Source organism: Lysinibacillus sp. fkY74-1, from assembly GCF_053165895.1.
In genome coordinates this window covers 3,444,914-3,469,969 of sequence record NZ_CP170173.1, presented here as the reverse complement: position 1 = coordinate 3,469,969, position 25,056 = coordinate 3,444,914, and the positions used below count along the sequence as shown (strand labels likewise).

Below are 25,056 nucleotides of genomic sequence, written 5' to 3'. Positions count from 1 at the left end.
CGTAAATCTTATCAAGGATTTGCGTGTTTTTTAATTTAAAATGGAGCGGGAAAGAGGCATGATAAAATGACCAATGCAGGGAGATCTGGCTGCAAACCAATAAAAAAACCCCACGAAAATCGTGAGGAAAAGTGCTAATCTCGTTTTTCATTTCGAATAAGGTGTAGTGCTTTTGCTAACATTTGAGCATTTTTTTCCTCTATTTCTGCCTTCCTTGGAATGGGCTCATACAGAGGAATTGGGTCCTCCCAAGTTGGAATAAAAGGTACGGGAGCTTCGGGTTGCCATTTGTCAAGCCATGCCTGTGGGAGAGGTCCAGTTGGTAACGCTTGGTCAGTCATTTCTAACCAAAGTAGGGACCAAGCACGTGGAACTACTCGCCATATATCATAGCCTCCTCCACCCACTGCAATCCACTTACCATCGCAATATTCATGGGCTAATTGATGTGCGAGCTTTGGGATTTCACGATATATATTCATTGTGCCATGAAGGTGTGTCAAAGGATCAAAAAAATGGGCATCTGCTCCATTTTGTGTGAGTACTACATCTGGCTTGAAATATTCGAAAACCTCTCTCATGGATTGTTCATAGATTTCTAGGAAACTTTCATCCTCTGTAAAAGCATCCATAGGGAAATTAAAGGAGGTACCATATCCTTGTCCGTTGCCTCTTTCGGTGATATTTCCAGTTCCAGGAAATAGATAGCGTCCTGTTTCGTGAATAGACAATGTACAAACATTTGGGTCCTCGTAAAAGCTCCATTGTACTCCGTCCCCATGATGTGCGTCTGTATCAACATATAGTACACGGGCATTATATTTTTCCTGTAAATATCGAATCGCAACCGTACTATCATTGTAAATACAAAATCCTGATGCGCGACCACGAAAACCGTGATGTAGCCCTCCTCCAAGATTGAGAGCATGCTCAGCTTTACCTTCCATTACATAATCAACGGCAGTTAACGTCCCACCGACTAGTTGGGCACTTGCTTCATGCATATTTTCAAAAATCGGTGTGTCTTCAGTGCCGATACCATAGCTTTCACATTGGGCTACCGATAATTCACCATGACCTGCCCTCTTCACAATATCAATATACTTAGGGTCATGGGCAAGCAGTAGCTCCTCTTCTGTTGCAACACGAGCGGGAATAATGTCTACATCATCAAGTCCATCTATATTTTTTAGTAAATCCATCGTTAGCGTCAAGCGTTTATGATTAAAAGGATGTGAATCTGAAAATTTATATCCGAGTTGTTCTGGCGAGTAAATGAATACAGCCTTTTTCATTATAACGAAACACCTGGCAAATTAGGCCATAGTACATCAAAGCCTTCTTTGCGAAGGTCTTGAATCATAGCTAAAGGATTCAGTGTTTTTACTCGGACGCTTAAAATTTTATTTTGCGTATTTTCAGAATCAGGATAAACTAAGACGCTTTGGACATTGGCATGATGATGATGAAATATCTTTGTTATTTCAAATAAAACACCTGGCGTGTCAGCTACTCGAATTTCAATTTTTGAGCCAGGTTCCGTTCCGCCGGTCAGCTCTATATATGTATAGAGTAAATCCGTTGTAGTAACAATTCCTACTAATTTCCCTCCAGAGACAATAGGTAAACACCCTACTTTAGATTCATAGAAGGTAAGAGCGACTTCTTCAACAAAATCAAGTGGATGACCAACAAGCGGATCTTTGACCATTATTTCTTCTACTTTTGCATGAAAAACAGGAGAATTAGGTTCATCTTGTAAAGAGGAGGGCAAAACTTCTTTAATGTCTCGTTCTGTAATCACTCCTATAACGTGACGTTCCTCATCTATAACAGGTAAATGGCGAACTTTTTTGTCACGCATTAGCTTTAGTGCCTCCAACACGGTATTGGTAGGAGCTAATGTGTAAGGTTCTTCATTCATAATTTCTTCTACGATCATATACGTATCCCCTTTGCATTGGTTTTAATACATGAAACGATTTCTAAAACGAAGTCTATCAAATCTTTCGATGGTCTCAGGAGGCACGCGCTTACCTTCGCGCGCCATTAAACAATTAGCTGGGTGTGATGTGATTTCTGGATCATCCGTAGCAAAATATTCAAATCCGACAGAGCTCATCATCTTCTCCATCATTTTGCGGTAGTCCCAAACATTTAAGCCGGTCCCCTTTAAATCCCAATGCCAATAATATTCGGTAGTTATCACCAGATAATCCTCCATTTCATCACCCATAAATGAAACGGCTAGTAATGCCTTTCCTGAACCTGTTCCGCGATAGTCAGGAATCACTTCAATGGCACCTAATTCAATCATGTCATCAATTCGATCCTCTGCCCATCGTTCAAGTGGATCAGGATAAAGATAGGTAACATAGCCTACAATAATATCTTCGTTTCGAATAATAACTATACGTCCTTCAGGAAGCCCCGCAATTTCAATAATAGCTTGTTGTTGCTGTTTTGGAGGTCTAAAGGCAACCAAGCCTTCATGGAAAGAATATGTAGCTAATTTTTCTGGAGGCACAGGTCCTTCCACATACACAGTACCATGCTTAGTTTCCCTTTTGACAGAAAAAAAAGTTTTTTTATGTTCCATAATGACACCACCTGAGTTTAATAATTCCATTATAGCTGATTTCGTGCGTAAAAACGCTTATTTTTGCAAAATATACCTGTATTTTTGGAAAAGTGAAAATATTAAGACAATCCCCTTGGATTCGTGTAAAATATAATATATCGCTTCTGTTATTTAACAGATAAAAGTAGCGTAATTAAGAGTTAGGACATTTCTGATGCAGTAAGCTGTTATATAACAAAAGCTGGGTAAATATGTTGCTTAGAACGTAAATTTATTATTTCAGCAGAGGGGATTGTTGAAAATAGCAAATGAACAGTTTGAAGCAAACGTAAAGAAAGGGGTAGTTTCATGGGGATGAAAATGAAGGAGAAGTTAACGGCTTTAGCTGGTCAGCACCAGTTAATGAATTATGAAGAAGTGGCAAAGTCTCATAATTGGGCTGATACAGAAAAAGCATTTAGTTGGTACGAGACAGGTTTAGTGAATATGGCGTATGAGGCAATCGATCGCCATACTGAAACACATCGTAAAAATAAAGTTGCTCTTTATTTTAATGATGGTAAACGGAAAGAGGCGTATTCATTTAATGAAATGAAAAGGTTAACAAACAAGGCTGCTAACGTTCTTAAAACAGCTACTAATCTACAAAAAGGTGATCGTTTATTTATTTTTATGCCACGGTCGCCTGAGCTCTATTTTTCATTATTAGGTGCGTTGAAAATGGGTGTTATTGTTGGACCATTATTTGAAGCTTTTATGGAAGGTGCTGTGTATGATCGGCTAGCAGATAGTGAGGCAAAAGTATTGGTTACGACACCGGCGTTACTTGAACGTGTACCTATAGCTAAATTACCTCACCTAGAGCATGTCCTTTTAATAGGTGAAGATATTGAAGAAACATCACAAATTCTAGACTTTAATCAACGATTAAAAAGGGCTTCAGCTCAATTTGATATAGAGTGGGTAGATCAGGAAGATGGGATGATTCTTCACTATACTTCTGGATCAACTGGTGCGCCAAAAGGAGTGCTACATGTTCATTATGCAATGCTTCAACAATACCAATCTACGCAATGGGTTCTTGATTTACGTGAAGATGATATTTATTGGTGTACTGCTGATCCAGGATGGGTGACAGGAACAGCCTATGGTATTTTTGGTCCATGGTTAAATGGGGTAACAATGGTGATTGTTGGGGGAAGATTCTCACCGCAGGCATGGTATCAAGCCATTGAAGATTATGGTGTTACGGTATGGTATAGTGCACCAACTGCATTCCGTATGCTGATGGGGGCAGGGAGTGGCTTGCTTGAGAGCTATGATCTATCATCTTTGCGTCATGTGCTATCTGTCGGTGAACCATTGAACCCCGAAGTGATTCGCTGGGGAGTAGAAGAATTGGGTCATCGAATCCATGATACATGGTGGATGACAGAAACAGGAGCGCATATGATTTGTAATTATCCTTCGATGGATATTAAGCCAGGCTCAATGGGAAAACCACTTCCAGGTATTCATGCGACGATTGTAGATGATGCTGGCAACGAAGTACCACCGTTTACAATGGGGAATTTAGCTATTCAACGGGGGTGGCCAGCTATGATGCGTCAAATTTGGGGCAATCCAGAGCGCTATGAATCTTATTTCTTAAAAGGGAAATGGTATGTATCTGGAGATTCTGCCTATATGGATGATGACGGATACTTCTGGTTCCAAGGTCGAGTGGATGATGTCATTATGACGGCCGGAGAGCGTGTGGGACCATTCGAAGTGGAAAGCAAGTTATTGGAGCATCCAGATATTGTTGAAGCAGGAGTCATTGGAAAACCAGACCCAGTACGAGGGGAAATCATCAAAGCCTTTGTATCCTTACGAGAAGGAGTAGAACCTTCCGAACGATTAATTGAGGATATAAGAGATTTTGTTAAAAAAGGGTTATCGGCTCATGCAGCACCACGTGAAATTGATTTTAAGGAAAAACTACCAAAAACACGCAGTGGTAAGATTATGCGTCGTGTATTGAAGGCATGGGAGTTAAATTTACCTACGGGTGACCTATCGACGATGGAAGACTGATAAAGTAAAGAACATCAATTGATATTTATACAACATATGCATAAAAAGAAGGCAAGCATTCTTTCATCAATCGAGTGAATGCTTACCTTCTTTTTTCTGCATTTACAATGCTTAAGAGCTGTATTAACGAGAAGTATTTAAATGCGTAAAAAATATAGAATTAAATAAAAATTCAGTTGACTTAATATTTATGCAGACGTATACTATTTTTAACTTATTTCAGAGGTGAGTGCATTGAAAGTAGGAATTGTAGGAGCAACAGGTTATGGTGGACTAGAGCTTATTCGGTTTTTACATAATCATCCAGCTGTAGAGCAGCTAGCGTTATTTACTTCTTCAGAGGAGGGAGTTCTTTTTTCTTCAAAATTTGGTCATCTTATGACGATTATTGATAGGCCATTACAGAAAATAGAGGAAGATACTTTAGCGGAATTTGATGTAGTTTTTACAAGTACACCATCTGGCGTAACAAGTAAGTTATTACCATCATTGGTTAACACGGGTCCGAAATTTATAGATTTGTCTGGTGATTACCGGTTAAAAAATCTTGCAAGCTATGAAGCGTGGTATGGCAAACAAGCAGCACCATTTGATACGGTTCAGCAAAGTGTTTATGGTTTAACTGAATGGAATTCAGAGCATATTCGACAGGCTACTCTTATTGCTAACCCAGGTTGTTACCCAACAGCGGTGTTATTATCATTACTACCGCTAGTGAAGGAACGATTAATTGATCCGAGCTTTTTAGTAATTGATGCGAAAAGTGGCATCTCAGGAGCTGGTAATAAGCCGTCACAAACTACTCATTTTAGCGAGGCGAATGAGAACTTCTCTATCTATAAAGTAAATACACATCAACATATACCAGAAATAGAACAGGCATTATCCGTATTTGCTCATACTGAAACAAACATTACTTTCAATACTCATTTAGTACCTATGACAAGAGGGATTTTAGCGACATCCTATGCGCCAGTAATGGCAGGCGTTACAGAGGCTCAGTTGGTTGGTTGCTTGCAGGAAACGTATGAAAAGCATCCATTTGTTCGAATGGTTACAAATGCTACTAGCTTAGGAACTAATCGTGTTAAGGGGTCCAATTATTGCGATATTTTGGTGAAAGTAGATTCTCGTACAAATCGTGCCACGATTGTAAGTGTGATTGACAATCTAGTCAAAGGGGCTGCAGGGCAAGCTATCCAAAATATGAATGTACAATTTGACCTACCACAAACGACAGGTCTTGATGTCGTACCGTTCTTTATTTAACAGTTTTTATGTTTAGTTTGATGAAAAATAAGGAGGAATTATGGATGATAGTTACTACATCAATAAATGTAATGAAAAAGTTATCAAGTAAAAATATCGTTTCACCAAAAGGCTTTAAGGCAGCTGGGTTACATTGTGGTTTAAAACATAAGAAGAAAGATTTAGCCATTTTAGTAAGTGAGGTACCAGCTAGTGTTGCTGGTGTTTTTACAACAAATGCTGTGCAGGCAGCCCCGTTAAAAGTAACAAAGGAAGTTGTTTACACAACAAAAAAAATGCAGGCGATAATCGTGAATTCGGGCAATGCCAATGCTTGTACAGGGAAGCAAGGCGTTAAGGATGCCCAAACAATGCAGGCGCAAGTGGCTGAAAAATTAGGGATTGCGCCTGAATTGGTGGGAGTTTGTTCAACGGGCGTCATTGGCGAAATGATGAAGCTGGAGCCAGTAGTAAATGGTATTCAACAGCTAGAACCGAAGGACAATTTAGAAAGTGCTATTGACTTTGCGCAGGCAATTTTAACAACAGATACAGTTATGAAGAACACAAGCTATAGTACAACGGTAGATGGCAAGGAAATCATTATCGCTGGTGTTGCGAAGGGTTCAGGCATGATTGAACCAAATATGGCAACCATGTTGGGCTTTATTACGACAGATGCCCAAATAGAATCTGATGTATTACAAAGTGCATTATCCGATATTACCAATCTCACGTTTAATGCCATTACCGTAGATGGGGATACATCTACAAACGACACAGTTGTTGTATTGGCGAACGGCTTCGCAGGAAATAAGACGTTAACACCTGATCATCCAGATTGGTTAAATTTCTATTACACATTGAAAACGGTAGCCGAAGATTTAGCAAAAATGATTGCCAAGGATGGAGAAGGGGCAACTAAGCTCATTGAAGTGGAAGTTGTTGGCGCAGTTGCAGATGAAGAGGCACGAAAAATCGCCAAGACCGTCGTAGGCTCGCCACTTGTAAAGACTGCTGTTTTTGGCTGTGATGCGAACTGGGGACGAATTATTGCAGCAGTAGGGTATAGTGGTGCCACTGTAGACCCAGATAAAATTACGATTCAAATTGGAGGCGCTACAATGGTAGAAAACGGCGAACCAATTCCTTTCTCAGAGGATGAATTAATACAAATTTTAAAAATGCATGAAGTGAAAATATATGTGTCTCTTGGTATGGGTGAAGGTAAGGGGCATGCTTGGGGATGTGACTTAACGTATGACTACGTCCAAATCAACGCATCATACCGCTCGTAAACGAATGGTGATTAAGCTCGGTGGTAGTACACTGGAGGGCTTAAATAAAGATTTTTTTTATCATTTTAAAAAGCTTCAAGATAGCGGTGTGGAGCTTATTATTACTCATGGCGGGGGCCCAGCTATTAATCGTGAATTAGCTGCTCGAGGCATAGAATCGCATACATTAAATGGTATACGTGTGACAAATGAGGCAGCTATGAATGTTGTCCAATCCACTCTAATTGGGCAGGTTAACCCTGCTTTAGTTCATGACTTAACAAGTGCTGGCGTCGAGGCCATTGGGCTAAACGGTTATGATGGTCAATTAATGGTGGCAGATTATTTAGATAAAGATGTTTATGGTTATGTAGGAGCAGTAAAAGCCATCCATACAGCCTTACTTGAAGCTTTATTGTCAGTGGGAATTGTACCCGTTATTGCTTGTGTTGGAGTAAGTGAAGCAGGTCAGGCTTTAAACATTAACGGCGATACAGTCGCAAGTGAAATAGCATTAGCCTTAGGGGCAGATAGCTTATTACTCGTTACAGATGTAAGTGGTATTCGAGTCTATGATGAATATCAAACAATGGCAACACCCACTCTCATTAATCAATGGATAGAACAAGGGCATCTATATGGAGGGATGATTCCGAAAGTACAAGGAGCGATCGATTGTTTACGTGCAGGTATACCTTCCGTGCAAATTGTGGGAGAGACATTGATTGGCACTACGATTGTCACTTCCGATAAACTTCATGCTACCTAGTGTTCTAATAAGAGCTTATGAAAAGTATAGATGTTGAAAGAAGACCATTTCAAATAATAGCGGAGATGATAACATGAGTGCGTTATTCGGGAACTACGGTAAACGTCGTGCGCAAATTGTCAAAGGGCAGGGCACCGTTGTAGAGGATTCTACAGGAAAACAATATTTAGATTTTACTAGTGGTATTGCAGTAGCAAGTCTGGGGCATGCGCATCCAGCCATTGTGCAGGCACTACAAGAGCAAAGTGAAAAGCTGTGGCATATATCGAACCTTTTTGATATCCCTGGTCAGGAAACCGTGGCTAAAAAATTAATCGCTCATACGCATTTTGCACATGCTTTTTTCTGTAATAGTGGAGCGGAGGCAAATGAAGCGGCCATTAAGTTAGCACGAAAGCATACAGGGAAAAACCATATGATTACTTTCGAAAAATCATTTCATGGTCGCACATTCGGAGCAATGTCTGCAACAGGTCAAGGCAAAATACATAACGGCTTTGGACCACTCGTTGAAAAATTTACGATTTTACCATTCAATGACGCTGCCGCACTAGAAGCTACTATTGATGACTCTGTAGCAGCCATTATGCTGGAAATGATTCAAGGAGAAGGTGGCGTTAATTGTGTATCGTTAGAATTCGCTACCACGATTGCAAAAGCATGTGAGGACAAGGGAATATTACTCATTATTGACGAAGTACAGACTGGAATTGGAAGAACAGGAACACGCTATGCGTTTGAGCAAACGGTGTTAAAGCCACATATAGTGACATTAGCAAAAGGCTTAGGTGGTGGCTTTCCGGTAGGGGCAATGCTAGGAACTGCCGAGCTTTATGCAACCTTTAGTCCGGGTACACATGGTACTACATTTGGGGGAAACCCACTTGCAATGAATGTAGCTCAGGCCGTCTTAAGTCATGTATTTGAGCCAGCATTCTTACAGCAAGTACAAGAACAGTCAGCCTATTTTGTCGCACAACTAAAAGCGCATTTACCTTCTAATTATACCATTCAGGGTAAGGGATTAATGCTTGGAATTGGCTGTGGTGAAACAGAAGTAGCCGCGTATATTGCTGCTGCAGAAGAGAAGGGTCTCTTATTAGTAGGGGCAGGGCCAAATGTTATTCGACTATTGCCGCCACTAACTGTAACGAAGAAAGAGATAGACGAAGCAGTAGCCATTTTAAAGACCATATTATATTAATTTACTGACAAAGAATCTGCTTATTTAGCAGACTCTTTGTCTTTCTTTTTTATTGAAGCTGTTTTACTAATGTATTTACTAGTTTTGGCAACCAATCATGAAGTTGACTAAATGTAAATCCTGCTTTCTCTGCTTTCGCATTTGTCATATACCAGTCAGCAGGTACACCATATGGTGATTGTGATTCTTCATCGCCACCAACAAGTGAAATTTTTGCGCGCTTCCCACTCTTTTCTTCAATTAACGCAAGGAGTTCCTTCAATGACATGGCACCAGATGCTGTAGCATTGTATGGTCCTTCTATAGGTGTCATGCCTGCAAAATATAAGAAATTAGCTGCTTCCTCATCTGTAATATAGCTCATCTGCGCATCGATATTCGGTAAGGAGATTGGCTGATCGTGTAAAATACGTTCAACATGAAAATGCAAACGACGTGTGTAATCATGTTCACCCATGACAATTGGGAAACGTACAGCAACAACTGGGAATGAAGCCTCTTTAAACAATACAGCCTCTGCCTGTCTTTTTCCTTCTCCGTAGGAAAATTCATTTCGATCCCCCATGAGAATTTGATAATGATAAGGATCGAAATCTTCTTCCTTTTTCATCTTGCCATCAACTTCATAGGTTGAAAGAGTTGAAGTAAAGACAAGTTTTTTCGTTTTCCCTTTTAAAAGCTCACAAATGGTATGTGCCTCGTTAGGAGAGTAGCATATATTATCATAAACAATATCCCACGTTGTATGGGCGAGAGCATTTTCTAATGCGTCACGATCATCCCGATTAACAATTAATTGTTTGACAGCTGTTCCAAAAGGATTGCCGCTTTGACCGCGTGTTAAAATCGTTACAACATGTCCATTCGCAATGCAAAGTTCCACTAATTTTTTTCCGAAAAAACGTGTGCCCCCTAAAACTAAAATGTTCATATTTTTCCTCTCCTTCAAAATAGTAGTCTTCTTAATAATGACAAAAAAATAGACTTACTACAAATCAAAAGTGAATTGTAGTAAGCCTGTTTGACACAGAAAATGAAACTGATTATCGCCTTGATGTTTCAGGGGGAGTTGTATTGCCGTTGTCTCCTCCATTTGAGCCATCTTCAGGTTGACCTGATCCGTTACCACCAGATCCATCCCCATTGTTGGAGCCGTTGCCATTGCCACCAGATTCATTCCCGTTGTTGGAGCCGTTGCCGTTGCCACCAGATCCATTCCCGTTGTTAGAGCCGTTGCCATTGCCACCAGATCCATTCCCATTGTTAGAACCGTTACCATTATTACCAGACCCATTGCCATTTGTAGGCGGTGTTGTAGGTGGAATTGTTTCTTGACCATTATCCTCTGGATCAGGTTCATTTTCACTACCACCAGTAGAGGCTACATTAGAATGTGGTGACACTAAGCCTGTAATATCTACAGCCACTACAACATAGGCCTGTCCACTAGCGACCGTTATACTTTGTGTAGATTCAAGAACAGAAGTTACTAATGTGTTGGCACCGTTTGTAACATTGTAAATCCGATAGCCAACTACATCGTTTGATGACTCTGTCCAAGATAAAGTTGAGCCATTTACGGATGCTGTTACTGCTGCAGGTGCACTTCCATCCGCAGGGAAATCAACGGCCGAAACAGATGAATTGGTTAAAGTTGAATTTTTCGGTAATAAACTTGCTGGGTTACCGCCAAGACGGCCTAACATACGTTTAATAAACGCCTGATTAATACCTGCGCCACCTGATTTGACAAATTCAGCTGGTGTACTAGGTAATGCATTATAAGTTTTTCCTTTAATCGTTACAACACTTGAAGCAGCTAAGCTATCATCTGGTTGTGAAGGTAAAAATACTTTCGCATTAAATAAGTCTGAACGAACTAAACCTGCATCTGCACAGGCAGCAGAAGGTGCCATTCCAGAAATTCCGCAGAATGAAGCGGTCACCACATTTTTAGGTGCCTTAAAGCTTGTTGGTGGGTCAATAAACTCAGGAGCCACATCGTAAACGGAATTCATTAAAGTACCCCATAATTTATTGACACGAACACTTGGCTGTAGGTACGTATTATTAAATGCGTACAACGTACGAGGTTGGTCGTAACCCATCCAAACACCTAGAGATACATTAGGGTTATAGCCAACTAACCAAACATCTTTATACTCTTGAGAAGTCCCTGTTTTAGCAGCGAAATCAGAAGAGAATTTTAATGTATTACGAGCAAGAGTTCCTGTTCCTTTTGTTAATACGTCACGTAGCATATCTGTCACAATATAAGATGTTTCTGGACTAAATACTTGGACGGGTTCTACTTCGTGTTTGTAAATAATATTTCCTTCTTGATCTTCAATTCGATCAATCATATAAGCATCAATGAATTGACCACCATTTGCAAAAGTAGCAAAGGCATTCGTATTCTCTTCTACAGTAGTCCCCTCACTTAAAGCACCGATACCGGTTGCAAGGTTAGTGAAATCATCGGGGTGTAATTTTGTGAATCCCATTTTTACTAATAGATCAGCTGGTCGTTTGTTAATAATATCATTATATAAACGTAACGCTGATATGTTTTGAGAATCTGCTAAAGCTTCACGCGCCGGAATAAGTCCTCGCTCATCACTAGTAATATAGTTACTTGGGCTCCATGAACCAATTGAGAATTTTACGTCAACGAGTGGGCTACCTGCACCAATTACGCCATACTCAATAGCAGGTGCGTATACAAGTAATGGTTTCATCGTAGAACCATTTGAACGATAAGCTTGTGTTGCATGGTTAACTTGAGTTGTATTAAAGTCTCGACCACCTACAAAACTTAAAATGCGACCTGTCGTATTCTCCATTAAAATACTGCCCACTTGTACGGGCATTTCGATATCAACTTCCTCACCGGTTACAGGGTCTTTCCCTTTACCAGTATATGTGTGGCCGTAATATTGGAAGTCCTTAGCAGCTTTTTGCATGGCATCATACATATCTTTGTTAATGGTTGAATAAATACGATAACCTTTTGAGCGAACATCTCGATCTGCTAAGATTTTATATTTATCTTTTAATTTTTTTTCTGTTTTTAATCGCTCTGGGTCAATACCGTCATCTTCTGCGAGTTTTTCTGCAATAATATCTTTTGCGCGGCTCTCAAGCTCATATGTAAGCCATGGATAACGATCCTCCGCTCGCATTTCTGGACCACGGAAGTCAGCAGCAATATCATAATTCAGTGTTTCTTTATATTGAGCATCGTCAATATAACCAGCTTCTTTCATACGATAAAGAACTGTTTTCATACGATCAATACCTGGTTTTAAAGCTTCCTCACTTTTCAGTTCACCCGTATTTGTAAAAGGTGTGTAAGCAAATGGCGCCTGAGGAATACCAGCGATGTAAGCTGCTTGCGCAAGTGATAAATCCTTAGCTTTGACACCAAAGATTCCTTCTGCGGCTGTTTCTACGCCTGCAATATTTCGCCCTGAAGAGTTACGACCGTATGGAATAATATTTAAATAAGCCTCTAATATTTCTTCCTTTGTCATAAAATGCTCTAAACGCATAGCAAGTAAAATTTCTTTTGCTTTACGTTCATAGGAAACTTCATTGGTTAATACTTGGTTTTTAATAAGTTGTTGCGTAAGTGTAGAGCCACCTGTCTGTGTAGCAGAATTCGTAACATCTTGTAATAAGCCTCGTACAACCGCTTTTGGTACAATGCCGTTATGTTCACGGAAATACTCATCTTCTGTTGCCAGTACTGCATTAATAACATCTGGTGCAACATTTTTTAGTGAAGTTTCGCGGCGATCTAAATCTGTCCGTAATTTTCCGATATAAATATCGTTGGCAAAATAAATTTCACTTGTTTCTTCATAGCTAAAAATTTGATCTCGCAATTCATCTTTTGAGCGTAAAGGCTCTTCTTTTACAAGAGAAGCGAAATAACCAGCTCCTACTGAACCGACAAATACAGTGCCAACCAATGCAAAGACTAAAAATAGTAAAAATAAGTTCCAGGTAACGCTACCTGAAATACGTAATTTCTTCATCCATTTTTGTTCAATTAATGTATCGATCTTTGCATTGATTTTTTCAATCCAATCCTTCAATGTATCGACCTCCTAAAATCTTGTTTATTATAGCACATATTGTTTTAGCTCGAACATAGTTATTGACTTTGAAATAGATTCGTATAGAATAATGTTTATAGTTTTCTAGTGATGAAGAGTTTGGAGTAGTTTCTATATTCCCTGTTTAGAGAGCCAGTGGTTGGTGAAAACTGGTCATAATGTAGAGACGAATTACGTGCTTGGAGCTTAGACGTGCGCGCCTGCGATAAAGGCGGTTGAATGAAGTGGAAGGTGGATGACATCTTCAAGCCGGGTGGTACCGCGTTAATTTACAATTTAACGTCCCTGCATGCAATTGTTTGCGTGTAGGGATTTTTTTATTTCATGAACTTGTCCATGCACGTAGCGAATTTCAATCAATTAGGAGGAATCATCATGACAAACGAATTATTACAAGATTTAGAATGGCGTGGGCTGCTATACCAACAAACCGATGCTGATGGTATGGCAAAACTATTAGAAGAACAGTCCGTCTCTTTATACTGTGGTGTTGATCCAACAGCAGATTCTATGCATATCGGGCATATTGTCCCGCTTTTAACATTACGTCGCTTCCAAAAAGCTGGTCACCGTCCAATTTTACTTGTGGGTGGGGCTACAGGCATGATTGGAGATCCATCAGGTCGTTCAGAAGAGCGTCAATTACAAACTGTGGAGCAAATCGATAAAAATGTTCAAGGGATTCGCGGTCAACTAGAACGAATTTTTGACTTTGCTGAAGATGGTAATGGCGCTCAGCTTGTGAACAATCGTGACTGGATTGGCAATATAAATACGATTGAATTTTTACGTGATTATGGGAAATTAATTAATGTTAACTACATGTTGGCAAAAGATACAATTGCTTCTCGTCTTGACACGGGGATATCTTTTACAGAGTTTGCTTATACATTAATTCAAGGGATTGATTACAATCATTTATACAACCACTACAATTGTCGTATTCAAGTAGGTGGCTCTGATCAATGGGGTAATATTACAACAGGTTTAGAGGTTATTCGTAAGACACATGAAGAAGAAACTAAAGCCTTTGGGATTACGATTCCATTAGTAACGAAAGCAGATGGTACGAAATTTGGTAAAACAGCTGGTGGTGCTGTCTGGTTAGATGGTAAGAAAACATCTCCATATGAATTCTATCAATTTTGGATCAATGCTGCTGATGCAGATGTCATCAAATACTTGAAAATATTCACTTTCCTTACTCGTGAAGAGATTGAAGCATTAGCTGTTTCTGTAGAAGAAGAGCCACATTTACGTAAGGCTCAAAAATCACTTGCTGAGGAAATGACACGATTAATTCATGGTCAAGCGGCGTTAGAGCAAGCTATTCGCATTACAGCAGCTTTATTTTCAGGCGATTTAAAAGCACTTTCGGCTGAAGAAATGAAGGATGCCTTTAAAGATGTTCCTTCTATTGAAATGGCAAAAGAAGATAAAAATATTGTGGACCTTCTTGTAGAAGCTGGTATCTCATCATCGAAACGTCAGGCACGTGAGGACGTTTCGAATGGTGCAATTAGTGTCAATGGTGAAAAAGTGACGGATTTAGAATATGTAGTCGATGCAAAGGATCGTCTAGAGGATGCCTTTAGCATTGTTCGTCGCGGTAAGAAAAAATATCATATGGTAAAGTTTGTATAATGATTTTAATTTAAACAACATCCCCGATCATAAAGGGGATGTTGTTTTTTTATTATAGAAAACTTGGCGATTTTATGTGTTCATATTGCTGAGGGTGCAGTATTTTTGCCAGTTTTATAGCCCCTTCAATAAGACGGGGAGAAGGCCGACAATAAAGCCATTCCTCCATTACATGAAGCTGTTCCATTTTCACAGCATGTAGCTCACTTGCATGGGGACGCTTTAATAAGTTGGCCGGCTGTATACGCTCAAAAGCTACACCTACCCAAGCCATCATGATATAGTCGGGCTTTCGTTTAACAACATCTGCCCAATCAGTTTGAACACTGGCTAGTTCTACATCGTGAAATAAATTGACTCCGCCTGCAATAGCACTAATTTCTGTTAGCCAATTTATTTTTCCTGGTGTAAAAATTGGGTTTGGCCACCATTCCCAGTATAGAGTAGGTTTCTTCGTGAGAGAGTTAGCAACTATACGCATTTTGTCAATGGATTGCAAATATTCTTCTGCGATTATTTTAGCACGTTCTTCTACATGGCAAGCTCTCCCGAGTGAAAGGAGATCTTGTGCAATTTCCTCTAACGAGTTCGCATTAAAAACAATATGAGGGATATTTCTTCTTTGCAATTCCTCGATGTTTTTTTCCATTCCAGGCACACTTAAAGAAGCAAGAACAAGATCGGGGTGTAATGCCTCTAAATCGTTCATATTAATAGATAAATCTGGACCAAGCTGTGGCAAATCTTTAACGCTTGATGGCCAATCGGAGAAATCATCTACTCCAACAAGCTGGTCTGTCAGTCCTAAATAGGCTACAAGCTCTGTATTGCTTGGACATATCGAGATTAAACGCATTTGTTATCTCCTATTCTTTTTAAGAAAAGTATAGCGAGAGTTTCCATTCTAAACAATGTGTTTACATCATTTTCATCTTTGAGCATAGAAAAAAGGTGGAGAAAAACTTGGTTTATCTCCACCTTTTGTTTTTTTATTAATTATGAAAGAGCAGCAACAGCTTCAAGCGATTCCTCTTTTTTCACGATAGGGCCCATTGCATTTGTAATAATTTGTTTAATATCATCTAGTGTTGCTTTACGAGGATTTGTCTCAGCACAAACATCTAACATCGCATTTTTTGCTAAAATTTCAATATCCTCATCTTTTGCACCTAGTTCGCGGAAGCCACTAGGAATATTTAAATCCTTTGATAGCTTTTCAATAGCTGAAATAGCTTTTTCAGCAGCATCACGCTTACTTAATCCTGTCACATTTTCACCTAATAATTCAGCAATGCGAGCAAAACGCTCAGTACGTGCTGTTACATTGAAGCGGCAAACATGTGGTAATAAAATGGCATTACATACGCCATGAGGTAGATTATAATAGCCACCTAACTGATGAGCAATCGCATGGACATAGCCTAGTGAAGCATTATTAAAAGCCATACCAGCTAAAAATTGTGCATATACCATTTGTTCACGTGCTTCTAAATCAGCTCCATTTGCATAGGCACGTGGTAAAAATTCAGGAACTAGTTGAAGTACCTTCTCAGCACAAGCGTCTGTAATTGGTGTTGCATTTGTCGAAACAAATGATTCAATAGCATGTGTCAATGCATCAACACCAGTAGCAGCTGTTAGAGCAGGAGGTAACCCAATCATCAGTTCGGGATCATTAATCGAAAGTAACGGAGTCACATGTTTATCAACAATGGCCATTTTTACTTTACGTGCTGTATCTGTAATAATCGTGAAACGAGTCATTTCACTAGCAGTACCAGCCGTTGTATTAATAGCAATTAATGGCACAAGTGGATTTTGTGATTTATCAACGCCTTCATAATCTTGAATGCGTCCACCATTCGAAGCAATAAGTCCGATACCTTTTGCTGCATCATGAGCGCTCCCTCCTCCAAGAGAAACGATTGAATCACAGCTTTCAGCATGGTAAGCTGCTATGCCATCTTCAATATTTTGATCTGTTGGATTTGGTTCTGCTTTAGGGAAAATTGCTACATCAATTCCAGCAGCTGTAATGATGTTTGCAATTTGTTCAGAGAGACCTAATTTGTGTAAGCCCTCATCTGTTACGATTAATGTCTTCTTCACTTCTAAATCATTTAAGTGTTTACCAACTTCTTGAATTGCTCCAGGTCCAAATAAGTTTTTTTTCGGCATAACAAATTGCTTTAGAACGTCTGACATACTTCCAACCCCTTTTTAAAAATTATTATTGCTTGAATGATGGTGAACCACCTTTCGGAATTCATCGTATTCTATTTTTTATTAAAGTTCAACTCGTATTTTTATTAAAATTGCTCGCTTTATCCTTGTTATTATTTTACAAAAAAGTTAGCTTGTTAAAATGTTCTTTAAAAATGTGAAAGGTATAAGAATGCTGATTGTAATATGTTTTATAAAATGTTTTACTATAAAAATAAAATATATTTTTTTGGAAATGGTTCTATTTGAAGGGGTCTAAGAATAGTAAATAACTGATATTTGTTTTTTAATATTAAGATAGTGGTTATGTTATTTTGAAGCGATGTAATTATTATTTTAAAGTATATAAAATTTTCATAAATGAGAGGGAGTTATGATTGTTGATTATAATAATATTAAGAAATTCTGAATATACGGACGGTGTATTTCTAGAATAACCCTCATACCAATCTCTACGCCCTGAGAACCCAAGGGATATATAAGAAAAGAAGCTTATTTCGTTAATGCCCTCATCTTCAGATAGTTTAAATTTTTTAAATGGCTAATTTGTTGAATAGCGCAACCAAGAAATTGATTGAAATGGAAGTTTTCAATTTCGTTAAAAATTATTTTTAAAAATTTGTTCAATAAAAGAGCATTATTCAACTTAAGTTATAGTCCTTTCAACTGCTCTTTTAATCCAAGATAGTCATTGATGACAAATAATAAAGAATCCAATTCTCTCTTAGAGTGACGGTCAACAGCAATGTATTGCAATTGCTAGGGCACTTGCCCCTAAACCTCGTTTACTACTGTTAGACGAGCCTTTTAGTAACTTAGATACCGAGCTTCAAGTAAAAATTAGAAAAGATTTACGTGACATTTTAAAGCGCGCAAATATTACATCTATTTTGTTACACACGATGAAGAGGATGCCTATGCTATCGCTGATTTTATCGTGCAATTAAAAAATGGAAGAATCGAACAAATGGGAAATCCTTGCTATCTTTAAAAAAAGGGGTAAAAGATTGTCCTAACTTTGTTTGAACATAGTGTGAAAATATCATTTAACAATTTAGGGTACTGAGAAATTAGAGCTTCACAGTACCTTCTTCGTCTTTGTTTAATAAGGGGGCGGGTTTTGGTAGTCAAACTGAGGCTAAAAAGTTTTTTATAAAGTGTTTAAAAACTCATGTGTCTTGAAGGTGATAAAACGACCTCTTAAACAAGTGGAAACATTAAAACAGCATTTCTCTGACCGAGAATACTATCAACTTTCTGTCAATAATAACACGTTGATTTCCATCCTTCTCTAACTTAAATCTAACGTGATAAGGGCTTTACTTCTCTCAACTAATTCCCTTTTCTTTGAATTTAAGGATCTCTGTAGCAATAAAGGGAAATCATTAAGCATTAGTTAAATAAAAAAACCTATTTATCAAAATGCAATTTCTAGAAAATGATACTCTTGAGAATAAAGCAACATATTCTTCAATGAACAAGTAATTGGTTGTTTATTTAATTCTCCTCCAACCCACATAACACACGTTCTAAATGTTCCTTCTTTACATGAGTAATTCCCCATTCACAAATCATATCGAGTAAAGGAATAAGGGACAATCCTTTTTTAGTTATGGAATATTCTACACGAGGAGGAACTTCTGGATATACATTTTTTACTATTAATCCATCCATTTCAAGTTCTCTTAATTGTCTGGATAGTGTTTTATGTGAAATATCCTCAATATATCTTTGAAGCTCTCCAAATCGTTTGAGAGGGTTTTCGTATAGTTCATATAAAATCATTATTTTCCATTTTCCTTGAATAATTTGCATTGTAGCATCAAACTCATTTAAATATTTTTTCTTATCCAATTCATTGCTCTCCTTTATTAAGTACCTTAAGGTTACTAAGGGACAAAGAGGTGCCTACTTTATCTTAAGTAGATTTAATTGTAAACTGATTTTACTTAGAAATCAAAGAAGGAGTGACAATCAGAATGAAAACAGGATATATTGCAATTACAGGTGCTTCATCAGGTATTGGTGAAGCAACAGCAAAGAAGTTTATACAAAATGGATATAACGTTTTAGTTATAGCACGTCGTGCACATTTGTTAGATCAATTTACAGGAGATAATGTAATTAAAGCAAGTGTGGATGTAACAGATAGAGAGGCTTTAGATAAAGCTCTTATGGCAGCTGAAGACAAATTTGGACCAGTTGAAGCAATCGTAAATAATGCTGGACGTATGTTATTGGGCGATATCGCTAAACAAAATCCTCTTGAATGGAAAGAAATGTATGATGTAAATGTGTTAGGTATGTTAAATGGAATGCAAGCAGTATTGCCTTCTATGATTGAACGTCAAACAGGAACTATTATTAATGTAAGTTCTATTGCTGGAAAGAAAACATTTGCTGATCATGCGGCATATGTGGGGACGAAATTCGCAGTTCATTCAATGAGTGAAAATGTTCGTGAAGAGGTTTCAAAGCATAACGTACGTGTGATAACAATTGCACCAGGTGTGGTTGAGACCGAGTTACTATCACACACATCTGACGAACAAATTAAAGAGAACTACATAGAATGGAAGGAATCAATTCATGGTGGTTTAAATCCAAGTACAGTAGCAGAAACAATTTATTTTGTATTTAATCAGCCTCAAAGTGTAAATATTAGAGAAATCGTATTAGCACCAACAAAACAACAAGCATAAAATGAAGAGAATAATATAGACCGCTCTCTTTTATTATACTGATGTTATATACTGGTATATTAGCGTGAGTAATTATGTATTCTTGCGAAAAAAACGGGGCTGATAGTGTGAGTGAAAAAATGGTGCAACAAACATTATTGGGAGATCTGGAATGGAAAAATCCAATTGAAATGGTCGATATAGAATTGTTTGAAGAGTATATTTATTATAACTGTATTTACTTTAAGTTGCCTGAAGAACAAGACTATATTTCTTTATTACGAAGGGAAATTTTAAAGCGAATGTGAGATTTATCGAAGGAGTAGCACTAGCTGCTCTTTTTCTTTTTTAGCTCTTGAAAAAACATCCGTTTCTTTAACGAAATGGACGCAATGAGCAGAAATTTTTGAGTGATTGATCAATTAACGGAGTTTATTTCCGTGTGGGTAAATTATGGAATTAGTTACACTTAATAATTATGACAAACACAGTGGCCATAGCGGAAGTGTCAACGTTGAGTACTAAAATGAATGCTCCAATATTAAAAAAGATTAACAGTATAAGAGTTATATTATATAGGTAAATATACTTGTTAGTAGTTAGATATCCTTTTTATCAATTACGATGTAAAATTACCTAAATAATAAAATGCGAAACTATGGATATTATAGGTATTTTATATTAATATAGATGATAGTTATTCTAACATACTTTTAATAATTATTTTAGGCTATGGATATTTAGAAAAATATACAGATAGGAGTGTAAAAGTTGATAATACTAGATAGACCTTATGTTTCTGATTTATTAGCGCACACAGTTAGTAAGAATAAAATTCCAGTTATCAAATTAAATGAAGTTTTTATACCAAATGAATCTACTATAAGTTTAAAAAAGGTAGACGATTTGTTGATTGAATTAGAGAAGAAGAATTATCAAATTCTCTTTAACTCTGAAAATGGACTTAATATTTTATCTAAATATGCACCTAATCACTACTTAACAATTGTTACAGATATTTTGAAAAATAAAGTTACTTTCAGGAAAACATTAAGTAGTCATTTTAAAGATTTCTTTTTCACAGAAGTATCTCTAAAAGAATTAGATGAATTAGATCCTGGTTCACTACCTTTCCCTATTATTGTTAAGCCTGTTATAGGATATTCAAGTGTAGGAGTACATCGTATTGATAAGGTAGAAGAATATAAAGAAACTATTGAACAACTTAAGTTTGAAATGGAAGTTACAAGTGCAGAGTATCCAATCGAAGTTATTAATAATCAATCCTTTATAATTGAGAAATTAATTGAAGGTGATGAATACGCTGTTGACGTATATTTTACAGAAGAAGGCGAGCCTGTTATCCTAAATATTTTTAAAAGAATGTTTAGGCATGAGAAGGACATGAGCGATAGAATTTACTATACGAGTAAGCAAGTAATAAATGAGTCCCTCAACAACATTCAACAATTTTTAAAAACTATTTCATCGCTCTTCGCATTAAAGCTTGTCCCTATACATATTGAAATTCGCATCGATAATCTCGGACAGATAGTTCCTATTGAAGTAAACCCACTTAGATTTGCTGGTATCGGTACAAATGAACTTGGCGTTTATGCATATGGTGTCAACGCATGCGAGTACTTTTTTAAACAACAAAAGCCTGATTGGGAAAATATAATTAATCAAATGGATGATTCAATTTATAGTTTTTGTTGTGCTGAAATAGATGCATCTATTGATTGTAAGAAAGTTGTGTCTATTAATCATGAAGCGTTTAAACTAAATTTTGAAGAAATTTTAGAATATCGACGGATGAAAGTGAATGAAAGCTCTACTTTTGCTGTAATATTCCATAAATCACCAGATTTAAAAGAAAATACTAGGTTATTGAATTTAGATCTGAATCAATATATTACGTTAAATGAATTGGTATTTGTTTAATAATAGTTAATTTTATATTACAGTTAGGAGCGTTAACGATGTTTAAAGGTATGACCATTAGAAAGAAAATATTATTAAACGTATTAATGCCTATTATTGTTATAAGCACAATTTTTAGTTTTGCCATATTTATTGTAGCTGAGCGTTTAATCGATGGATATATTATTCCTCAGTTTGAAGAGAGCTTAACAATGAAAATGGATGACTTTGAAGAGTTATTTGATAAAGAATTAATCAATAGTGCTAAAACAAACAAAAGTGCATATCAAGAACTGTTGTCCAGAGGAAATGACTTTCAAAAAGAGTATGAATTAGAAAATGTGTATATTATGAGTAAAGTAGATAATAAAGAAGTCATTTTATTTTTAGGTAATGACGATAAGTATTTATCACCACTAGCGTTTACAGATGAACAAAAAGCAGCGCTAGATACAACTAAAATGGTTACAAGTGATATTTATATAGATGATTACGGCGCTCATAAGTCTACATTTTTACAAGTTCCAGGAACAGATTCTGTCTTAGGGTTAGATGAAGATGCAGATTTTATAGTTGATCTGGAGAATTTATTAATAAAGGTATGTGTGTTATTAGCACTTATATTTATTGTGGTAAGTGGTATACTAGCATATTTCACTGCTAAAAGAATTTCTAAACCGTTAAATGAACTTGTTGATTATACTAAAGTAATTGCTGCTGGTGATTTAACACAGGAAATTAAAAATACAAGTAATGATGAAATTGGTCAGCTTGCATCAAGTTTTAATAGTATGCAAGTGCAGCTAAAAGAAGTTATAGGTCATGTATCCTCAACAGCAGACTATGTAGCAAGCGGGTCTAAAGAATTGACGCAAAGTATAGAGCAAGTGACAGAAATGGCCAATCAGGTATCAGCAGCAATTCAGGAAGTTTCAGTAAGTAGTGAAATGGTAACAACTGGGGCTATTCAAAATCAAATTGCGATTAGAGAAATATCAGAGGGGATAGTAGAAATCACAGAATCTACTACAAACGTTTCTGATGAATCTATTAGAACATCTGAAGAATCCAATCAAGGTAATCATGTCATTCAACAATCCGTACAAGGAATTGATTCAATTAACGAGCTTTCAAAAGCCTCTATGCAAATGACAGAACAAATGCATCGACGTTCTAAAGAAGTAGGACAAATTACAAATGTTATTACAAGTATTTCAGATCAAATTAATTTACTAGCATTAAATGCAGCTATTGAGGCTGCTCGTGCAGGTGAATACGGAAAAGGATTTGCTGTTGTCGCAGATGAAATAAGACATTTAGCAGAACAATCTGCCCAATCTGCTAATGACATAACTAAATTAATCTCTGAAATGCAAAACAATTCTAATGAATCGGTTGAAGCTATTACGAGAGTAGTAGATGAAATTAATCATGAGACTATCGCAATAAGATTGGCTGGAGATACTTTTCAAAAAATCTCATCTCTAATTTCAAACATTAGTATGCGAACGCAATCAATTGCTTCAACAGTAGAACAAATATCAGCAAGCTCTGAACAAGTATTAGGGACTACTGAGACAACTGTGCAATCATTGGAGCAAACATCAGCAGGTACCCAAAATATTGCTTCAACTATGCAAGAGCAATCTGCTTTTATGGAAGAAATGCTAGGAACAGCTAATCAATTAAACGAGATGGTTGAAAACTTAAAAGGTCAAATTGCACATTTTAAAATTAAGTAATCCTAGCAAAGTTAAAAGGATAAATTACAACCAGGAATGTATGTTCTGATGGAGGAGTCAGTGAATTGGAAGTTGTGAAGACGATGTCTTTGTCTTATTAGTAGATTCTTATATGAAGATTATTTCAGAGGTCTTAGATTTTACAAATATTCTAGAGCAAAAAGCATTATCACCAATACGGTAAAAAGCTACTATGAAGACCCACTGTCCTATAAAAATGATATATATAAACACCTTTTGTTGAGATATGGGTATAAGGATAACCAAACAATCAACGGAGGTGTTTTTTCTATGGGAACAAAAGTAGGTTATCCAATAGAAGTAAAAATGAAGGCAATTGAGAAGAGATTAGCAGGAACCCCGGTCAAACAGGTATTAGAAGAATTAATAATAATAACATTGGTGTGTAATATACTACGATGGACTGCCTGAATCCCTTCGTAGATGTAGAAGTAGGAGCAATTATTATCTTTTATCCTAATTATTGAAAAGTAGTTAATCAAACACCTTCTCCATATAAATAATAGTCGTTTCAATCTTTTCGTGGCCGAGGGAATTTTTATTATTTAGACTGTTATCTGCATACGGCTCTTTTGTTTGTGAAGAAATAAATACATAACCATTTTCTTTAAGCTGTTCACCATCTTCTAATAGAATTTCAGAACGCCACACTCTATACTTTTTAACACTGCACGAACTCCTTTTATGAATTCACTGGAATCTGAACAGTTTATTGTTGCTCCAAGGATCGCTCCGATTGTATGGTTCGTTGCAGTTACATGTGTTAAACTAGTTGTAAAATAAATTCCAAAAGCAACAGTGAAATTTTCTTCACACGCAGTTATACAGGCTAACGCACGTCAACTTTCTTCCAAACAAGTTGCTGATGTAATTGTAAATGGAAGAAAATTCATGGATAAACATACACGTGCTAGAGCTATTTAGGATAAAAATCAAAATATTAATGTAGTTTTTATAGGGAATTCAAAAGAGGTTGCAACGGTTTACAAACCTGATAGTGGGGAAATCGCTAAGAAATTTATTAATAGTAACTGGGGATGGTAAGATTTAATTATGGCAACCTTATACGATAGATCATTTGATGCATCAAAGACAAGTTTAGAAGTTGTTAATATAGAGAGTGATACTGTTTCCAGTAATATTTTGATTAAACTTAATTGTGGTGAACATCATTTAGATTTTAAGTTTTTGGTTTTACGAAGTGACCTTATAATGCTGCATACGCTGATATTAAATAATTGGGACGAATTATTGGAAGCAGAAGTATGGGACTCAACGGATCCTTCTTTTTCATTTGCTATTTTAGCGAATAATAGTGACCTAATTGATGAACAGATTTATCAATTCCAATTTTGGATTGATGCAGGAGAATATAACTCTCATAGAGCTACTCGTTCTGGTATTGGTATTACAATTTATCAAGATAGAAAATCTATTGAAGAATTTGCATTACAGATAAAAAAGAATTTGATTAGGATTTAAAGCAAAGACCAGGCGCTCAATTGAGAGTGAGTACCTGGTTTTTATTAATTTATTCACTTTTTAA

Annotated in this window: 20 protein-coding genes, 1 pseudogene and 1 other annotated feature; of the genes and pseudogenes, 12 read left to right on the top strand and 9 right to left on the bottom strand. The window is 37.0% G+C overall.

Annotation, left to right across the window (positions count from 1 at the left end; all coding sequences use genetic code 11):
- Positions 1-134 precede the first annotated feature (134 nt).
- From ACE1MS_RS17015 to ACE1MS_RS17005, 3 genes are read right to left on the bottom strand one after another with little or no spacing between them, the layout of a single operon-like run.
- Positions 135-1,295 (bottom strand): acetoin utilization protein AcuC, encoded by a 1,161-nt coding sequence (locus ACE1MS_RS17015; RefSeq protein ID WP_447402502.1) that lies wholly within the window; start codon positions 1,293-1,295, stop codon positions 135-137.
- Positions 1,295-1,942 carry an acetoin utilization AcuB family protein gene (locus ACE1MS_RS17010; protein WP_012295689.1) on the bottom strand — a complete coding sequence of 216 codons (648 nt, stop codon included), beginning with the start codon at positions 1,940-1,942 and terminating at the stop codon, positions 1,295-1,297. The genes ACE1MS_RS17015 and ACE1MS_RS17010 overlap by 1 nt, the downstream gene beginning before the upstream one ends.
- Before the next feature lie 24 nt (positions 1,943-1,966).
- Positions 1,967-2,599: a GNAT family N-acetyltransferase gene (locus tag ACE1MS_RS17005; RefSeq protein ID WP_031418591.1), complete on the bottom strand. Its 633-nt coding sequence runs from the start codon at positions 2,597-2,599 to the stop codon at positions 1,967-1,969.
- Between the two features lie 330 nt (positions 2,600-2,929).
- Between ACE1MS_RS17005 and acsA the strand changes: the two genes are divergently transcribed.
- The 5 genes from acsA (at position 2,930) to ACE1MS_RS16980 (ending at position 9,155) form a co-directional block, all read left to right on the top strand.
- Positions 2,930-4,657 (top strand): acetate--CoA ligase, encoded by a 1,728-nt coding sequence (gene acsA / locus ACE1MS_RS17000; protein WP_418936743.1) that lies wholly within the window; start codon positions 2,930-2,932, stop codon positions 4,655-4,657.
- A gap of 234 nt (positions 4,658-4,891) precedes the next feature.
- Positions 4,892-5,926, top strand: coding sequence for an N-acetyl-gamma-glutamyl-phosphate reductase (argC, locus tag ACE1MS_RS16995; RefSeq protein ID WP_447402501.1), 1,035 nt, complete (start codon positions 4,892-4,894; stop codon positions 5,924-5,926).
- A 44-nt stretch (positions 5,927-5,970) separates the two neighbouring features.
- Positions 5,971-7,203, top strand: coding sequence for a bifunctional glutamate N-acetyltransferase/amino-acid acetyltransferase ArgJ (gene argJ, locus ACE1MS_RS16990; protein ID WP_447402500.1), 1,233 nt, complete (start codon positions 5,971-5,973; stop codon positions 7,201-7,203).
- Entirely contained in the window at positions 7,166-7,951 is a 786-nt protein-coding gene (argB, locus tag ACE1MS_RS16985) for an acetylglutamate kinase (RefSeq protein ID WP_031418595.1), read from the top strand. The genes argJ and argB overlap by 38 nt, the downstream gene beginning before the upstream one ends.
- Positions 7,952-8,024: 73 nt before the next feature.
- The gene (locus tag ACE1MS_RS16980; protein ID WP_447402499.1) at positions 8,025-9,155 is read left to right on the top strand and encodes an acetylornithine transaminase; all 1,131 of its coding nucleotides are present in this window, start codon (positions 8,025-8,027) and stop codon (positions 9,153-9,155) included.
- Between the two features lie 49 nt (positions 9,156-9,204).
- Here the strand turns inward: ACE1MS_RS16980 and ACE1MS_RS16975 are convergent, their stop codons facing one another.
- Together ACE1MS_RS16975 and ACE1MS_RS16970 are read right to left on the bottom strand one after the other, a co-directional pair.
- Complete coding sequence (locus ACE1MS_RS16975; protein WP_447402498.1) at positions 9,205-10,086, bottom strand: NAD-dependent epimerase/dehydratase family protein; 882 nt, start codon at positions 10,084-10,086, stop codon at positions 9,205-9,207.
- 112 nt (positions 10,087-10,198) lie between these two features.
- Positions 10,199-13,255 carry a transglycosylase domain-containing protein gene (locus ACE1MS_RS16970; protein ID WP_012295681.1) on the bottom strand — a complete coding sequence of 1,019 codons (3,057 nt, stop codon included), beginning with the start codon at positions 13,253-13,255 and terminating at the stop codon, positions 10,199-10,201.
- Positions 13,256-13,357: 102 nt separating this feature from the next.
- Positions 13,358-13,566, top strand: a binding site (T-box leader).
- 85 nt (positions 13,567-13,651) lie between these two features.
- On the opposite strand from ACE1MS_RS16970, the gene tyrS reads away from it, so the two are divergent.
- A complete protein-coding gene (gene tyrS, locus ACE1MS_RS16965; protein WP_031418597.1) occupies positions 13,652-14,920 on the top strand; it encodes a tyrosine--tRNA ligase in 1,269 nt (422 codons plus the stop codon).
- A 52-nt stretch (positions 14,921-14,972) separates the two neighbouring features.
- Here tyrS and ACE1MS_RS16960 read toward each other — a convergent pair whose 3' ends face one another.
- Together ACE1MS_RS16960 and ACE1MS_RS16955 are read right to left on the bottom strand one after the other, a co-directional pair.
- A complete protein-coding gene (locus ACE1MS_RS16960) occupies positions 14,973-15,776 on the bottom strand; it encodes a cobalamin-binding protein (RefSeq protein WP_012295679.1) in 804 nt (267 codons plus the stop codon).
- A gap of 140 nt (positions 15,777-15,916) precedes the next feature.
- On the bottom strand, positions 15,917-17,125 hold the full coding sequence (locus ACE1MS_RS16955; RefSeq protein ID WP_036164644.1) for an iron-containing alcohol dehydrogenase: 1,209 nt from the start codon (positions 17,123-17,125) through the stop codon (positions 15,917-15,919).
- 746 nt (positions 17,126-17,871) lie between these two features.
- On the opposite strand from ACE1MS_RS16955, the pseudogene ACE1MS_RS16950 reads away from it, so the two are divergent.
- A pseudogene (locus tag ACE1MS_RS16950) lies at positions 17,872-18,134 on the top strand (ATP-binding cassette domain-containing protein); the annotation flags it as partial.
- Between the two features lie 506 nt (positions 18,135-18,640).
- Here ACE1MS_RS16950 and ACE1MS_RS16945 read toward each other — a convergent pair.
- A complete protein-coding gene (locus tag ACE1MS_RS16945; RefSeq protein ID WP_012295675.1) occupies positions 18,641-18,997 on the bottom strand; it encodes a winged helix-turn-helix transcriptional regulator in 357 nt (118 codons plus the stop codon).
- A gap of 125 nt (positions 18,998-19,122) precedes the next feature.
- On the opposite strand from ACE1MS_RS16945, the gene ACE1MS_RS16940 reads away from it, so the two are divergent.
- From ACE1MS_RS16940 to ACE1MS_RS16925, 4 genes are all read left to right on the top strand, one after another.
- The gene (locus tag ACE1MS_RS16940; protein ID WP_012295674.1) at positions 19,123-19,845 is read left to right on the top strand and encodes an SDR family oxidoreductase; all 723 of its coding nucleotides are present in this window, start codon (positions 19,123-19,125) and stop codon (positions 19,843-19,845) included.
- Between the two features lie 107 nt (positions 19,846-19,952).
- Positions 19,953-20,132, top strand: a complete 180-nt coding sequence (locus ACE1MS_RS16935; protein ID WP_447402497.1) for a hypothetical protein — start codon at positions 19,953-19,955, stop codon at positions 20,130-20,132.
- A gap of 463 nt (positions 20,133-20,595) precedes the next feature.
- Entirely contained in the window at positions 20,596-21,768 is a 1,173-nt protein-coding gene (locus ACE1MS_RS16930; RefSeq protein ID WP_036162311.1) for an ATP-grasp domain-containing protein, read from the top strand.
- Between the two features lie 38 nt (positions 21,769-21,806).
- Positions 21,807-23,489: a methyl-accepting chemotaxis protein gene (locus tag ACE1MS_RS16925; protein WP_012295671.1), complete on the top strand. Its 1,683-nt coding sequence runs from the start codon at positions 21,807-21,809 to the stop codon at positions 23,487-23,489.
- 495 nt (positions 23,490-23,984) lie between these two features.
- Here the strand turns inward: ACE1MS_RS16925 and ACE1MS_RS16920 are convergent, their stop codons facing one another.
- The gene (locus tag ACE1MS_RS16920) at positions 23,985-24,161 is read right to left on the bottom strand and encodes a hypothetical protein (RefSeq protein ID WP_155273145.1); all 177 of its coding nucleotides are present in this window, start codon (positions 24,159-24,161) and stop codon (positions 23,985-23,987) included.
- A gap of 402 nt (positions 24,162-24,563) precedes the next feature.
- Between ACE1MS_RS16920 and ACE1MS_RS16915 the strand changes: the two genes are divergently transcribed.
- Positions 24,564-24,992, top strand: a complete 429-nt coding sequence (locus tag ACE1MS_RS16915) for a hypothetical protein (RefSeq protein ID WP_031418602.1) — start codon at positions 24,564-24,566, stop codon at positions 24,990-24,992.
- Positions 24,993-25,056: the final 64 nt, after the last annotated feature.

What these genes read in the sequence shown, in the direction of transcription:
- ACE1MS_RS16960 (WP_012295679.1), bottom strand. Translation starts at nt 15,776, where the DNA reads ATGCGTTTAATCTCGATATGTCCAAGCAATACAGAGCTTGTAGCCTAT.
- argJ (WP_447402500.1), top strand. Translation starts at nt 5,971, where the DNA reads ATGATAGTTACTACATCAATAAATGTAATGAAAAAGTTATCAAGTAAA.
- ACE1MS_RS17015 (WP_447402502.1), bottom strand. Translation starts at nt 1,295, where the DNA reads ATGAAAAAGGCTGTATTCATTTACTCGCCAGAACAACTCGGATATAAA.
- ACE1MS_RS16915 (WP_031418602.1), top strand. Translation starts at nt 24,564, where the DNA reads ATGGCAACCTTATACGATAGATCATTTGATGCATCAAAGACAAGTTTA.
- ACE1MS_RS16980 (WP_447402499.1), top strand. Translation starts at nt 8,025, where the DNA reads ATGAGTGCGTTATTCGGGAACTACGGTAAACGTCGTGCGCAAATTGTC.
- tyrS (WP_031418597.1), top strand. Translation starts at nt 13,652, where the DNA reads ATGACAAACGAATTATTACAAGATTTAGAATGGCGTGGGCTGCTATAC.
- ACE1MS_RS16940 (WP_012295674.1), top strand. Translation starts at nt 19,123, where the DNA reads ATGAAAACAGGATATATTGCAATTACAGGTGCTTCATCAGGTATTGGT.
- ACE1MS_RS16955 (WP_036164644.1), bottom strand. Translation starts at nt 17,125, where the DNA reads ATGTCAGACGTTCTAAAGCAATTTGTTATGCCGAAAAAAAACTTATTT.
- argB (WP_031418595.1), top strand. Translation starts at nt 7,166, where the DNA reads ATGACTACGTCCAAATCAACGCATCATACCGCTCGTAAACGAATGGTG.
- ACE1MS_RS16975 (WP_447402498.1), bottom strand. Translation starts at nt 10,086, where the DNA reads ATGAACATTTTAGTTTTAGGGGGCACACGTTTTTTCGGAAAAAAATTA.
- ACE1MS_RS17010 (WP_012295689.1), bottom strand. Translation starts at nt 1,942, where the DNA reads ATGATCGTAGAAGAAATTATGAATGAAGAACCTTACACATTAGCTCCT.
- ACE1MS_RS17005 (WP_031418591.1), bottom strand. Translation starts at nt 2,599, where the DNA reads ATGGAACATAAAAAAACTTTTTTTTCTGTCAAAAGGGAAACTAAGCAT.
- ACE1MS_RS16925 (WP_012295671.1), top strand. Translation starts at nt 21,807, where the DNA reads ATGTTTAAAGGTATGACCATTAGAAAGAAAATATTATTAAACGTATTA.
- acsA (WP_418936743.1), top strand. Translation starts at nt 2,930, where the DNA reads ATGGGGATGAAAATGAAGGAGAAGTTAACGGCTTTAGCTGGTCAGCAC.